The sequence below is a fragment of the Pseudobutyrivibrio sp. AR14 genome (assembly GCF_900101325.1).
GTDB lineage: Bacteria > Bacillota > Clostridia > Lachnospirales > Lachnospiraceae > Pseudobutyrivibrio.
In genome coordinates, this window is record NZ_FMUY01000023.1 from 15661 (window position 1) to 30452 (window position 14792).

Annotated in this window: 11 protein-coding genes, 5 tRNA genes and 1 rRNA gene; 2 read left to right on the forward strand and 15 right to left on the reverse strand. The window is 40.6% G+C overall.

The window, feature by feature from the left end; translation table 11 throughout:
- Positions 1–384: 384 nt before the first annotated feature.
- Genes BLP50_RS13575 through BLP50_RS13585 form a run of 3 tightly spaced genes read right to left on the reverse strand, consistent with a single transcriptional unit; the run spans position 385 to position 4546 of the window.
- Complete coding sequence (locus BLP50_RS13575; protein WP_090155736.1) at positions 385–2268, reverse strand: ABC transporter ATP-binding protein; 1884 nt, start codon at positions 2266–2268, stop codon at positions 385–387.
- A gap of 19 nt (positions 2269–2287) precedes the next feature.
- The gene (locus BLP50_RS13580; protein ID WP_090155706.1) at positions 2288–4060 is read right to left on the reverse strand and encodes an ABC transporter ATP-binding protein; all 1773 of its coding nucleotides are present in this window, start codon (positions 4058–4060) and stop codon (positions 2288–2290) included.
- A 3-nt stretch (positions 4061–4063) separates the two neighbouring features.
- Positions 4064–4546 carry a MarR family winged helix-turn-helix transcriptional regulator gene (locus BLP50_RS13585; protein WP_090155708.1) on the reverse strand — a complete coding sequence of 161 codons (483 nt, stop codon included), beginning with the start codon at positions 4544–4546 and terminating at the stop codon, positions 4064–4066.
- A 298-nt stretch (positions 4547–4844) separates the two neighbouring features.
- On the opposite strand from BLP50_RS13585, the gene BLP50_RS13590 reads away from it, so the two are divergent.
- On the forward strand, positions 4845–5402 hold the full coding sequence (locus BLP50_RS13590) for a TetR/AcrR family transcriptional regulator (protein ID WP_090155710.1): 558 nt from the start codon (positions 4845–4847) through the stop codon (positions 5400–5402).
- Positions 5403–5487: 85 nt separating this feature from the next.
- Here BLP50_RS13590 and BLP50_RS13595 read toward each other — a convergent pair whose 3' ends face one another.
- On the reverse strand, positions 5488–6432 hold the full coding sequence (locus tag BLP50_RS13595) for an ROK family glucokinase (protein ID WP_090155712.1): 945 nt from the start codon (positions 6430–6432) through the stop codon (positions 5488–5490).
- A gap of 29 nt (positions 6433–6461) precedes the next feature.
- Positions 6462–8585, reverse strand: a complete 2124-nt coding sequence (locus BLP50_RS13600; protein WP_242869286.1) for a transglycosylase domain-containing protein — start codon at positions 8583–8585, stop codon at positions 6462–6464.
- Between the two features lie 246 nt (positions 8586–8831).
- On the opposite strand from BLP50_RS13600, the gene BLP50_RS13605 reads away from it, so the two are divergent.
- The gene (locus tag BLP50_RS13605) at positions 8832–9866 is read left to right on the forward strand and encodes an aldose epimerase family protein (protein WP_242869287.1); all 1035 of its coding nucleotides are present in this window, start codon (positions 8832–8834) and stop codon (positions 9864–9866) included.
- Here the strand turns inward: BLP50_RS13605 and BLP50_RS13610 are convergent.
- The 10 genes from BLP50_RS13610 to BLP50_RS13655 all read right to left on the reverse strand — a co-directional run.
- Positions 9851–10252 (reverse strand): DUF3237 family protein, encoded by a 402-nt coding sequence (locus BLP50_RS13610; protein WP_090155718.1) that lies wholly within the window; start codon positions 10250–10252, stop codon positions 9851–9853. The two genes, BLP50_RS13605 and BLP50_RS13610, sit on opposite strands and share 16 nt — an antisense overlap.
- A gap of 96 nt (positions 10253–10348) precedes the next feature.
- Positions 10349–11287: a transketolase family protein gene (locus BLP50_RS13615; RefSeq protein WP_090155720.1), complete on the reverse strand. Its 939-nt coding sequence runs from the start codon at positions 11285–11287 to the stop codon at positions 10349–10351.
- A 2-nt stretch (positions 11288–11289) separates the two neighbouring features.
- Complete coding sequence (locus tag BLP50_RS13620; protein ID WP_090155722.1) at positions 11290–12114, reverse strand: transketolase; 825 nt, start codon at positions 12112–12114, stop codon at positions 11290–11292.
- A gap of 51 nt (positions 12115–12165) precedes the next feature.
- Positions 12166–13593, reverse strand: a complete 1428-nt coding sequence (locus tag BLP50_RS13625; protein ID WP_090155724.1) for an ATP-binding protein — start codon at positions 13591–13593, stop codon at positions 12166–12168.
- Positions 13594–13887: 294 nt separating this feature from the next.
- Positions 13888–13960 (reverse strand) — tRNA-Phe (locus tag BLP50_RS13630).
- Positions 13961–14044: 84 nt separating this feature from the next.
- Positions 14045–14118: transfer RNA gene (locus tag BLP50_RS13635), tRNA-Met, on the reverse strand.
- Positions 14119–14131: 13 nt separating this feature from the next.
- Positions 14132–14213 (reverse strand) — tRNA-Tyr (locus BLP50_RS13640).
- A 32-nt stretch (positions 14214–14245) separates the two neighbouring features.
- Positions 14246–14318, reverse strand: a tRNA-Val gene (locus BLP50_RS13645).
- Between the two features lie 20 nt (positions 14319–14338).
- Positions 14339–14412, reverse strand: a tRNA-Asp gene (locus BLP50_RS13650).
- Positions 14413–14474: 62 nt separating this feature from the next.
- Positions 14475–14792, reverse strand: a 23S ribosomal RNA gene (locus tag BLP50_RS13655); the annotation flags it as partial.

A 14792-nucleotide genomic window follows, 5' to 3' on the forward strand; every position in this document is an offset into this window, starting at 1 on the left:
ACCGTGGCACATTCGACATCGTGTCTCAGCGTGACCACTGCTGCCGCCATCCTAGCGGCAGCTGCAAATATATTACAAAACCTGCTTTATATTTTTCTAAGTTCATTCCAAAATCGCTCCAAACACCCTCAAAACCATTTTTAACTGCCATCTTAATGTGCCGTGTGTCCACACATAAGCTACTTTTTTGAAAACTGTAAAGGCTTGAGAAAGACACATGAAATGTCTGTTGTCAATTTGCGTGTAGAAAAACCAAATATTCATGCTGTGATACCACAGGTGCCTCTTAATGCATGTATAGAGCCATATAAGCCACACTTAGTCAAGCGGGATGTGGGGCTAGGGGCGCCGGGTATCAGTTGTGTGCTATGAAGGGCGGTTGGCTTAGGCGTTTTGGATTTTGCCAGTGTATAGTTGGTAGTATTTGCCGCCTTCTTTGATGAGCTCATCGTGGCTACCACGCTCTATGATGCGACCCTGATCAAGGACCATGATGCAATCAGAGTTACGGATGGTAGAGAGGCGGTGGGCAATGACGAATGTAGTACGTCCATGCATAAGCTTGTCCATGCCGTCCTGCACGATTTTCTCGGTACGTGTATCGATTGATGATGTAGCCTCATCTAGGATAAGTACTGGTGGATCTGCGATAGCAGCTCTTGCTATGGCAAGAAGCTGTCTCTGGCCTTGTGAAAGGTTTCCACCGTCTCCCTTGATTACTGTGTCGTAACCATTAGGAAGTCTTCTGATGAAGCTGTCGGCATTGGCAAGCTTTGCTGCTGCAATTACCTCTTCTTCTGTGGCATCCAGCTTACCGTAGCGGATGTTGTCAGCGATTGTACCTGTAAAAAGGTGTGTATCCTGAAGTACTATTCCAAGTGAATGGCGTAGGTCAGCCTTTTTGATTTTGTTAATGTTGATACCGTCGTAGCGGATTTTACCGTCTGCTATGTCGTAGAATCTGTTGATAAGGTTGGTGATGGTTGTTTTACCTGCACCTGTTGCACCAACAAATGCTATTTTCTGACCTGGTGTTGCAAATAGCTTGATGTTGTGAAGTACTGTTTTGTCTGGATTGTATGCAAAGTCTACGTCGTCGAATACGATGTCACCTTCAAGCTTAACGTAGGTTGTTGTGCCTTCGGCCTTGTGATAATGCTTCCAAGCCCACATGCCTGTACGCTCCTTGCATTCTACAATCTGTCCGTTTTCTTCCTTGGCGTTAACGAGCATTACGTAGCCTTCGTCTGTCTCTGGAGTCTCGTCAATTAAGTCAAATACTCGCTCGGCACCTGCCATTGCAAGTACGATAGACTGGAATTGCTGTGATACCTGGAATATAGGCATATTAAATGAACGGTTAAACTGAAGGAATGCAATTAACGCACCAATTGTAAGACCCATCCAGCCATTGATTGCAAGTGTGCCACCTACTACTGCACATGCTACGTAGCTGACATTACCCATTTGCATATTGATAGGTCCAAGGCTGTTGGCAAGTCTGTTTGCTTTGTATGCATTGTTGTAAAGCTCTTCATTGAGCTCATTGAATTTTTCAATTGCCTCCTGCTCGTGGCAGAATACCTTAACGACCCTCTGGCCGTTCATGATTTCCTCGATATTTCCGTTTACAGCGCCAAGGGACTGCTGCTGCTTGCGGAAATAATTACCTGAGCGCCCTGCAACCTGCGCTGTTGTAAAGGCAATGAGAACAATCATTAATATACTTACAATAGTAAGTGCCCATGAGGTCATTACCATGTAGATAAATACTGTTACGATAGAGATTACACTGTTAAATATCTGAGGAAAACTCTGTGAAATCATCTGTCGCATTGTATCAATATCATTGGTATAAATCGACATTACATCACCGTGGGCATGTGTGTCGAAATAACGGATTGGCAAATCTTCCATCTTCTCAAACATGTCATCTCGAAGATCCCTAAGAGTTCCCTGTCCTACATAAATCATCAAATAATTGTATAAATAAGTGGCTACTATGCCCACTGCATAATAGACAACAATAGTTTTTATAGCATGAGCTAAGCCAGTGAAATCGGTGCTTCCACTTTTTACCATTGGCGTAATATAGTCATCTACTAGAGTCTGCATAAAGGCAGTACCCTTTGCGTTGCACTGTACACCAACGAAAATACTGATAACCACTATAATTAAGTGGAGCCAATATCTCTGTCCAACATATTTAAATACTCGGCCAAGGGCGCCGCGTCTTTTGGCCTTCTGCTCTTTTGTAAGCTTTGGCATCTGTCCTGGTACTGGTCGTCTAGCCAATGTCGGCACCTCCTTCCTGATCTTCCTTGTCAAAATCACCGCTACCTGCGCCTGTCTGCTGCTGGTATATGTCGCGATAGATTTCATTTCTTGCAAGCAACTCTTCATGAGTTCCAAAATCATCTATCTTTCCATCATCCATAACAATGATTCTGTCTGAATCCATAACAGATGAAATACGCTGTGCAATAATAAGCTTTGTTGTGCCTGGGATTTCTTCTCTGAAGGCACGTCTTATACTTGCATCTGTAGCTGTATCAACAGCAGATGTAGAATCATCTAAGATAAGAATCTTTGGCTTCTTAAGAAGGGCTCTTGCAATACAAAGTCTCTGGCGCTGTCCACCTGATACGTTGGTTCCACCCTGCTCAATGTGAGTGTTATATCCATCAGGGAACTTCTCAATGAACTCATCAGCGCATGCCAGTCTAGCTGCTCTTTTAATATCCTCATCGCTGGCTTCTTTATCACCCCATCTAAGGTTTTCAGCAATAGTACCTGAGAAAAGCACATTGTTTTGAAGTACTACAGAGACCTGATTTCTCACTGTCTCCACATCGTAGTCCTTAACATTATGACCGCCGATTATAACCTGACCCTCATCTACATCATAAAGTCGTGAAATCATAGAGACTAATGTAGTCTTGGCAGAACCAGTTCCACCTAGAATTCCTATAGTCTCTCCAGACTTAATCTCTAGATTAATATGGTCAAGTACTGGCTTTTCAGCTGTCTTGTTGTAGCCAAATACTACATCTTTAAACTGAATAGAGCCATCTGGCACTTCATAAATTGGATCATCACCATTTGTGATTGCAGTCTTTTCCTCAAGCACCTCATAGATTCGCTGCATACTTGCAATAGACATTGTTACCATGATGAAGATCATCGCAAAGAACATAAGCGACATAAGCATACTCATGCAGTATCCATAAAGTGAAAGCAAATCACCTGTCTCAAGTGTCTTGTCGATAACTATAAATTTAGCTCCAAACCAGCTAATAAGAACGATACATGTATAAACAACAGAGGTCATAAATGGCATTGTAAATACAACCATTTTTTCAGCTGCAGTAGCAAAATTGTAAATGCCGCCGCTTCCCTCTTTAAATTTGCTCTTCTCGTAGTCCTCTCTAACGTATGCCTTAACAACACGCATTCCAGTAATATTTTCCTGAACTGATGCATTTAAAGCATCGTATTTCTTAAACAAAGTATCAAAAAGCGGACGTGCCTTTGTCATTACAAAAGCCATTACTATGAGGAGTAAAATCATTGCTACCAAGAAAATAGATGCAATCTTTGGGCTGATAGTAAACGACAAAATCATAGCTGATATTACAGTCACAGGGGCTCTAAATCCCATTCGAAGAATCATGATAAAAGCATTTTGAATGTTAGTAACATCAGTTGTAAGACGAGTTACAAGACCTGCAGTTGAAAACTTATCAATGTTTTCAAAAGAAAATGTCTGGATGTTTTCAAACATGCTCTTTCTCAGGTTCTTCGCCAAACCTGCTGATGCCTTGCTTCCAAATACAGCACCCATTATTCCACCAAACAGCCCCACTGCTGCACTGATAAGCATCATGGCACCTATTTTATAGATAGCAGACAAGTCGCCTTTTTCTACTCCTTCACTTACTAAATCTCCTACAAGTCGCAGGATATACATCTCCATTGCAACCTCTAGAATCATAAAAAAAGGAGTGAGAAAAGCGGCTGCTTTATATTCCTTTATTTCATGCAATATCCTTTTAACCAAAACTTAATCCTCCTTTTTCAACTCTACATAAGACTTATAGTCCTTAGCGTTTTGCTGAATTTTCTCAAATATTTCAACCAGCAAATCAATCTGATCCTCTGGAATCCCCCTTGTAATGTAGTCCTCAACCGCCATAATTTCTTTCTCAGCAAGTGTGCTGAAGTTCTTTCCTTTTTCGGTGACAACTATCTGTTTTTTTCTGGCATCTGTATCCACAGGAGCCTTAGCCAAATATCCCGATTTCTCCAAACACTGAATCATGTCAGCCAGTGTGGATTTAGGGAAATGAAATGTCTTTTCTAAGTCCTTTTGGAATACTGGGTCCCTTTGGCGCTCAATATATCCTACAAGCCATGCATTCTTTAAATTGCATGGAACTTCACCCATTTCTATTACGCCTCGGCCAACAGCTTTTTTAATTTCTCGAGCAGCATTATCAAGCATAAAGCCAAAATGCCTTCTCTTATCGAACTCTTCTCCTATCATAATTTTCCTTTCTTTCCCTTGATTTAATCCTCTTAATCGATTATATTTAACTTAATTGCGCACTACTTGTTCGTTTCCGAATAGTCCGATTCCGAACTAAGAGTTAGTATACACTCTTAAATGTGTCCAATCAACAAACAAATTATAAAAAATCTATTAAAACTTACTCGGGCTGATTTTTCCGTGGTATAGTAGACAAAGATACATCAAATATGTTAGTCTTGCAGTTGTGCATTCTATTTATGTATCATTTTTGAGGGTCAATATAAACATCTTACAATGTTGAAGGAGTATTATAATGAGAGAAAGAAGTAAGGATTTAAGGGTTAGAAGAACTTTAACTTCTATAAGAAAGTCATTTTATGAACTTGTTCTTGAGAAGAATTACAACGAGATTTCTATTCCTGAACTTACTGACAGGGCTGGCATCAATAGAAAGACATTTTACTTACACTATTCATCACTTGATGATTTAGTTAAAGAAATTGAGGAGGAAATTGTATCAGACATTCTCGAAAGCATTGGCTCATATGCTGAAGCTTTTGACCTTCCAGGATGTATCAAAAACTTCTATATTTACTTGGAATCATGTAACGAAGTACAAAAGAAGCTTCTTTGCGACGATCACTATTCATTCTTCTATGAATCAGTCACAGATTCTGTACTTCGCAGTGAACCATTTGCAAAGTTCTTTGAAAGAACTGACTATCCATCAATCGTTCGTTCATACACAATTTCTATTACATTTATTTATAGAGACTGGCTTAAGGGCGGCCGTAAAATCGATTTCGACACACTCACAACTCAGGCATCAAATATCGTAGAGAATGGATATGCAGGAGTAATGAAGAAATAAATATAACCCTTGATACATTAAAAGACTTGTAACTTTGGCTGAAGTTACAAGTCTTTTTTCGTGTTATTATAAATCTGATTTCAAATTAAAGGATAAGCTTCATCGCTCCATAGATACCTGCGTCGTTGCCAAGTGTTGCAAGAATAATTTTAGTATTGCGGCATCCGTGAAATGCGATTTGGTTGAATCTATACTCAACTTCATCGATAAGAATCTGTCCAGCCTTAGAAACACCGCCTCCAATAACAAATGCCTCTGGGTTTACAACGGCTGAGATAACCTGAAGACCTTGAGCCAAGTACTCGCATGCGCGCTTTACAACTTCTTTTGCGACTACATCGCCCTTCTTAGCCTCGTCAAATACTGCCTTTGCATCAATATTCTCTGTAGGAATAGCTCTAAGTCCGCTTTCATCCTCATTCATAGCAAGGCGTATCTTTGCAAGACGAGCGATACCTGTAGCTGAGCAATACTGCTCGAGACATCCATGATTACCGCATCCGCAAGTCATCTCCTCTGTATAGTTTACTCTGATATGTCCAATCTCACCTGCTGCACCTGCTGCACCTGTGATGATTTCATCATTGATAATTACTCCGCCGCCTACACCAGTTCCAAGTGTAACCATTACTGAGCTTGAATATTCCTTAGCTGCTCCCATCCAAGCCTCGCCAAGAGCTGCTACATTTGCGTCATTGCCTGCTTTTACCTTTATTCCGCCAAGCTCATCTGAGAATTCTTTTTCTACATTGAAAACGCCCCAACCTAAGTTTACACAGCGATTTACAACACCATCTCCTGATACAGGTCCTGGAATACCGATACCTACACCTGAAACATCATCAGCTGAGATGTTTTTCTCTGCCATCTTTTCCTTAACTGTTGCAGCTAAGTTCTTAAGAATATTAACTCCACCATTGCTAGTATCTGTAGGTACTTCCCACTTATCAAGTAGTTCTCCTTCATTTGTAAATAAGCCGCACTTACATGTTGTGCCACCTAAATCCAACCCAAATCCATACTTTGCCATACTCTCCTAAATCCTCCATTACTTTATTATTACTGACCTTCTGTAGTCGTAGTAATCTGTATATCTGTTGCGTTCTCAGGAATTACCCCCGGTGGAATCTCAGTTCCGTCAAATGTCTGAGTCACCAGCTGATATGTTACTGTATCATCCTCTTCTTGAGGATTCTCCTGGTCCTCAGGGCTTTCTTCCTCATCTATCACCGGTTCTTCCTGCTGCTCTTCAGTGCCAATGTATTCCACTGGCCTTAAAAACTCTGCCGGAAGCAAACCCTCATGAATATCCATCATGTATTCCTGCCAAATAGCTGCCGGATAAGATGAACCTGTCAGTCCAGGCATCTGTTTTGGAATGTCATATCCCACCCACACGCTAGTGGTGTAATACTGAGTGTATCCAACAAACCATCCATCTCGGTTACTATTGGTAGTTCCTGTTTTACCAGCACAAGGCATTTCACCTAAATCATTTCCCTTTGCTGTACCGACCGCTATTACTGATTGTAGCATATCTGTCATAGTTCTGGCAGCATTTTCTTGATAAACTTGCACTTCTTCCTGGTTGGCTTCGTATAGGATATTTCCAGCTGCATCTGTTATCTTCATGATGCACCCTGGATCTCTCATATAACCATCGTTAAATATGGTTGCATAACCCTTTGCCATCTCTAGAGGACTTACACCTACTGTAAGTCCACCAAGGCACGCCGCCATTCCATAATCATCCTTTTCTATATGACTAAATCCAAGGTTATTCAAGTATCCAATGCCCTTTTCCGGTGTCACCTGCTCATATAGCTGCCATGCTACTGTATTCTTCGAATATGCTACAGCATCTCTAAGTGTTATTTCTCCAGCATATTTTCCTCCAGCATTTTCAGGCCCACCTTCAAATTTCTCATCCATCACTATGTCATCTGGAGTGTAGCCCATCTCTAGGGCTGGGGTATAAACAATAAGCGGCTTTATAGAACTTCCCGGCTGTCTAAAGCTTTGAAATGCCCTATTTAAAGTGTAACCTGAAACATCCTGACTCCTACCACCAACTATAGCCACTGTCATTCCAGTGCTATTATCTATGCATACTCCTGCCCCCTGAAGCGCAAGTATTCCTTCTTCATTTACATCTGTAAATTCCTCTAGCTTTGTGTCTATGATTGTTTGTAGTTTCTGCTGCTTATTTAAATCTATGGATGTGTATATTCTATAGCCCGATGTAAAAAGACTTGCATTACAATTGTTGTAAGCTTCCTCGTAGGCTCTTTCATATGCTTCTTTTGCCTCTTCTGATGCAAAATCATTTTTAAATTCAAAGCCTTCTGTCTCCATCAATGCCTTTGTAGCACAATAATATACGTAAGTTTCTACATAATTGTTTTTTACGCTATTAGGCCTTTCAAGTACAATCTCCTGTTTTTTTGCATTGTTATAAGTCTTCTCATCTATTACTCCATCCTTGTACATAGATGTAAGAATCAAATCTCTTCTAGTAATTGTATTCTGAGGATTAATTACAGGATCATAATATGTAGGACTGTTTGGAATCGCTAGTAAATAGCATATTTCAGACAAGCTAAGCTCTGTCACATCCTTGCTGAAATAACCCTTTGCTGCCGCCTGAATTCCATAATATCCATTAGCAAAATATACATTGTTAAGATAGAACTCAAGAATTTGCTCCTTGGAGTATTTTTTCTCCATTTCTGAAGCTATATATATTTCCTCTACTTTTCTCTGCCATGTTTTCTCATTGCTTAAGAAAATTGTTCTGGCAAGCTGCTGAGTTATAGTACTTCCTCCCTGAGTTACCTCGCCATCCTTCACCATAGCAAAAATAGCTCTAGCTATAGCTTTATAATCCACTCCGCTGTGCTTATAGAATTTCTTATCCTCAATGGAAATGAGGGCCTCGCAGACATAAGTCGGGATATGATCGTAGGTGATATAATATACATCCTTTTCGCCCTTAAGAATTGAAATGGTATTACCATTTGAATCGTAAACTTCGCTAGTCTCTATCTGCCTAAAAGTATCTACACTAGAATGTTTTACAATATTAATAGCCTCTGCTTTAAGTGCAGAGACTTCAGCTGCGTACCCACTGGCGTAGTAATAGGTAATACCTGCCACAAGAATGAGTAATAGTACGATTTGCAATTTTATTAATCGAAAGATTTTTTTATCTGCTATCCTTCGTTTTTTCGCCGATTCACTCATATTTTTATTTTAATCATTCTCAAAATCATTAACAAGACAAATGGCATTTCTTTGACATTTACACTTCGAAAATTTGCTTAAATACAGCTTAAATCTTGTATTTACCCCATTAGACCTTTATCATTATCTATGTGGTCTTTTTTGACACAGCGGGATTTTATTTTAAATTTTCAGGGAGGTTTTCACGTGGAAAAAGAAAAATTAGGCGTCACTAAAAACGGCGAAGATATCATTGCTTACACACTTGTAAATAAAAATGGTATGCAAGCTAAAATAATGAACTATGGATGCAACCTATTAGAGCTTTGGGTTCCAGATTCTGAGGGCATCCTTTCAGATGTTGTTTTAGGATATGAGAAAATCGAAGACTATTTTGTAAATGGTCCTGGTTTTGGCTGCTGCATCTGCCCTAACGGCAACCGCATCGGCGATTCTAAATTCACTTTAAATGGTGTTGAGTACAAGCTTGATGCCAATGACGGCAAGAACAACTTGCACTCTGGATTCAATCCAATGCACAAGCGTATTTGGGATGTTGAGTCAGTTGACGATAGCCATATTACATTTACTTGTCACAAGGCAGATATGGAATGTGGTTTCCCAGGTGAGATGGACATCACAATCACATATACTCTTTCTGATGACAATGCTTTAAAGCTTGAATATTCAGGGGTTTCTGATGTTGATACAATCTTCAACCCAACTAACCATTCTTACTTTAACCTTAATGGACATGATTCAGGTTCCGTAATGAACGAGATTGTATGGATTGATGCTGACAAGTACACACACACTGATTCTGAGTCTATTCCACACGGAGAATGCCGCGATGTTAAGGGCACTCCAATGGATTTCACTACTCCAAAGCCACTTATTAAGGATACAGAAGCAGATTATGATCAGCTTAAATGGGCTGGTGGTTTTGACCACAATTACTGCTTAAATAACCCTTCTCTCACTAAGCCAAGTTGTACACTTGAAGACCCTGAGAGCGGCAGAAAGATGGAAGTTTATACAGATTTACCTGGCGTACAGCTTTATGCTGGTAACTACCTTGATTCTTCACATATTGGAAAGGGTGATTTCCCATATGACAAGCGCTACGGTGTTTGCTTTGAATCACAGTTCTTCCCAAATGCTATCAATGTACCAGAGTTTGCGCAGCCAATTGCAAAGGCTGGCGTAAAGGCTCACTCTACTACAATTTACAAGTTCGTATAAATATGAATTATTACGCCGAGCTGACTTGCCTCTACAGTGCCTGTTAGCTCGGCTTTTTCTATGTAGGATAGCGCTTCGCTGTCAGTATATATTACCGGTTTAGTAACAATAGTACCATCTTCTAATATTTCACCATTATTCTCAATGAATAGTTTACATTCTTTTCCTTCATTATCAGTTCCTTCAACAATATATCTAGCTGAAAGAGTCACATTTTCTCCTGGCTTTTGTCTTTGAGTGTCTACTCCTCCCGGCATTATCTTCCCTTTAAAAGCATCACAATCTATATAGCCTTCAAATAGTATCATCTTTGCTGAGCCAGATTGTCCCTTTACTTCATACTCTTCTTTTATATCTACATTAACAGTTAACACTTCTTTTAACATAATCCCCACCTATACGTAATCCACTTACAACTTCATCTATTGAAAATTTTCTAATGAAAAAAGGCACATCACATGGATGTGCCCTTAATAATTATCTTATAAAAAAGCCTTAATCTGCTTGTAAATTCCTGCTGCATCAAGCTCATACTTCTCAAGAAGCTTAACAGCTGGACCTGACTCACCAAATGTGTCCTTAACACCGATACGAAGCATCTTTGTTGGGCACTTCTCAGAAAGAACTTCTGCTACAGCACCGCCGAGACCACCGATAACTGAGTGCTCCTCAACTGTAACAACCTTTCCTGTCTTTGATGCGCTCTTTACAATAAGGTCTGCATCGATTGGCTTGATTGTATGGATATTGATTACTTCTGCATCAATTCCGTCCTCTGCAAGCTTCTTAGCAGCCTCAAGCGACTCATTCACTTCAAGACCTGTGGCGATGATTGTAAGGTCTTTGCCCTCTTTAAGAACTACGCCCTTACCAATCTCAAATTTGTAATCAGCATTGTCGTTGATTACAGGTACTGCAAGACGGCCAAATCTAAGGTAAACTGGACCATCCATCTTATATGCTGCCTCAACTGCAGCCTTTGCCTCTACATCATCAGAAGGATTGATGATTGTCATGCCTGGGATTGTACGCATAAGTGCGATATCCTCGTTACACTGGTGTGATGCACCATCCTCACCTACTGAAATACCAGCATGAGTAGCACCAATCTTAACATTGAGATGTGGGTAACCAACTGAGTTACGTACCTGCTCAAATGCACGACCTGCTGCGAACATTGCGAATGAACTGCAGAATGGAACCTTTCCTGTACTAGCAAGACCAGCTGCAATGCCAACCATATTTGACTCTGCAATACCACAATCAATGTGACGGTCTGGATAAGCTTTCTTAAAAATTCCTGTCTTTGTAGCCTCTGCAAGGTCTGCATCTAAAACTACAAGATTATCATATTTTTCGCCTAAAGCGACAAGAGCATTACCGTAGCTCTCACGAGTTGCGATTTTCTTAACGTCTGCCATACTTACTCACCAGCCTTTCCCAATTCTTCCATAGCGATAGCATACTCCTCGTCGTTAGGAGCTTTTCCATGCCATCCCACCTGGTTCTCCATGAATGAAACGCCCTTGCCCTTAACAGTCTTCATGATGATAGCTGTTGGCTGGCCTTTTGTCTCACGTGCCTCTTTGAAAGCTGCTCTGAGCTGATCAAAATCATTTCCGTCTGCAACTTCTACTACATGGAAATTAAATGCTCTGAACTTGTCTGGAATAGGATATGGGCTGTTAACATCCTCAATACGTCCATCTATCTGGAGTCCGTTGTTATCAACGATTACACAAAGGTTATCAAGGTTCTTTGCTGCTGCGAACATTGATGCTTCCCATACCTGACCTTCCTGAATCTCACCATCTCCAAGAAGAGTATATACTCTATATGATTCATTTGAGAGCTTTGCAGAAAGAGCCATTCCTACTGCAACAGATATACCCTGTCCAAGTGAACCAGATGATGCGTCAATACCAGGTGTATGCTGCACACATGGATGACCCTGAAGGTGTGAGCCAATGCTACGAAGGCCCTTTAAATCTTCTACTGGGAAAAAACCCCTCTGAGCAAGTGTAGAATAAAGACCTGGAGCAGTATGTCCCTTTGAAAGCACAAATCTATCACGATCTGCCTTCTTTGGATTCTTTGGGTCAATATTCATCTCTTCAAAGTAAAGGTAAGTAAATACCTCTGTTGCTGATAAAGATCCGCCTGGATGACCAGCCTTAGCTGCGTGAACACCTTCGATGATGCCCTTGCGAACCTCATTAGCTGTTTTCTTTAGCTCTTGATTTGTCATTGTTCTCCTCCTAAAACTTGTACCTGGTCAGCCTGCCTGACCGGGTCAATATTATCTCATTTCATCTAAGGTAATCAACATAATATTTTTGATTGCTGATGAAATGGTAATAGCATTTTCATGGAAGCCTGCATTTGCAAATACTATGTAGAATGCATCTCCCTGACGGTGAAGCTGTTTTGTCTTCTCAATAAGCGACTTAAGCTGTGCAACTTCAATTGGCTCATTGTTGTAGTAACACTGTGCGAATATAGTAGCTGCCTTATTCTCGCATTTACCAAGTGAAACTAAATCAAAGCCATCAGTTGTGCCGGCTTCATCATCATTAACCCACCAGTTTCCAATCTCCTCAACAGTGAATGGAAGCTGATTCTTATCACTTTCATTTTCAAGGTATTCTCCACAAATTTTAATGAATACCTCTTTCATATAGTCTTGAATATTTTCTTTTATATGGTCCCACATGCCGTCAATATCACCTGACATGTACATATCGAAATTAGGAACCACATATTTGTACCAGAAAAGTGTACTTGTATTTACAATTGAATATCTTGTCTTTTTTCTATTAGTAACCTCAGTAATAGCTGTATCTTTAGTACATACGCCAATTGCCATAAGTGAATTCAAATAAGGAACTACTACGTCCTTTGGCTTATCTACTGCAGCTGATATCTGATTAACTCTATTAAGACCACTAGCCAATGTTGCAAGCATGTAATTATAATATGCTAGCTCTCTAAGCTCTGTGGACATTACCTGCTCTGGATTAAGACCAACACTTGATCTACCACATAGGAAAAGTCTAGCAGCAACCTGCTTAATCTTGTCCTCTTCTGAAACCTGTGTAAGGCCAAAATCTTCAAATCCTGATACGCCTAGTAATGCAGCAACTCTAGCAAGATTATAAGGAATACCACCTGTAATACCATAAAGGAATGCAGCTTCCTTAGGACTAGCATCATCAAAAAACTCGCATGAATCATAGAAGCCTAATGGCTCTAATACTAAATCCAAGTCAATATTCTTGCTCCAGATAGCCTTTTTCCCCTTAATATATTTGTCTACAAGCATAAAAGCATCAGAACACAATATTAATTTAATTGGCAAATCCTTCCATTCTCCAACAACAAAATCATGGAGTACTTTATCAAATTCCGGATCTGCCTTCACAATATTTGGATATTGATCAATGATAATAAGCTGTTTTTCTTTTGCAGCTCTCTTTGAAATTTCTTTGCAGAAGCCTGCTGGATCGAAGGTTTTCTTGCTGCCCATGTATGAGCTGAGACGCTCCATCTGGTGCTTGCCAGTAGTCTCATATGCCTCAAAAAATAACCCCTTTTTATCCTGTGCAAACTCTTGAAGTAATGTAGTCTTTCCAATACCTATCTGACCGGATACAACCGCGATAGCGCATTTGTCCCCTTCGTAAAAACCACTTAGTTTTTCTACTTCGTTCTTTCTACCTATAAACATAACACCTCTCCTTTGCACTGCTTTAGTGGCGCGTGCAAATCCATGGTATCACGTTTCAACTATTGATGCAATAGTCTGTAAATTTTAATTCATTTTTCAAAAAACCAAATATCTTAATAAATCCCGCCACTTTTAGAATTATCCTATATTTTAGGCTTTCTTGGTGGCTCTTTTTTTACCTTTTAGGTGCAAAAAGTAATCTTTACTTAAAAATTACGAAAAGTTTTCTTATGACTATATAACAAAAAAAGCCTTTAGGAATTAACCTAAAGACTATAGTTGACATAAAAATAGTGCCCAGAGTCGGAATCGAACCAACGACACGAGGATTTTCAGTCCTCTGCTCTACCAACTGAGCTATCTGGGCACAAAATTTCAAGATTTGCGAAGCAAATCATGAACAGCGACGAGCCTCTTTGCCGTCAGGCAATCATAATGGCGAGTCACCGAGTTGCGGGAGATGGATTTGAACCACCGACCTCCGGGTTATGAGCCCGGCGAGCTTCCAGACTGCTCCATCCCGCGATATTAAAAAAGATGGGCGGTGGTGGATTCGAACCACCGAAGCAATTTGCAGCAGATTTACAGTCTGTCCCCTTTGGCCACTCGGGAAACCGCCCATGTTATTAACATATTTCTATATTCACTTAAATGGGACCTACAGGGCTCGAACCTGTGACCCTCTGCTTGTAAGGCAGATGCTCTCCCAGCTGAGCTAAGATCCCAAACTGTTTATTAAATTCAACGACCCCAGAGGGACTTGAACCCTCGACCTCCGCCGTGACAGGGCGGCGCTCTAACCAACTGAGCCATGAGGCCAAAAGGTATTTATAGCAACCTCAAAACTTCATACAGTGTCACGAGAACACGCTAACATCTTTTAGAATAAACCTTCGATCTATTAGTATTCATCAGCTGAATGTGTTACCACACTTACACCTTGAACCTATCTACCTTATCGTCTTTAAGGGATCTTATCTCCTTGAAGGAGGGGATATCTCATCTTGAGGGGGGCTTCACGCTTAGATGCCTTCAGCGTTTATCCCGTCCAGACTTGGCTACTCAGCTATGCCGTTGGTCGACAGCTGATACACCAGTGGTCCGTCCACCCCGGTCCTCTCGTACTAGGGGCAGCTCCTCTCAAATATCCTCCGCCCGCGCCGGATAGGGACCGAACTGTCTCACGACGTTCTGAACCC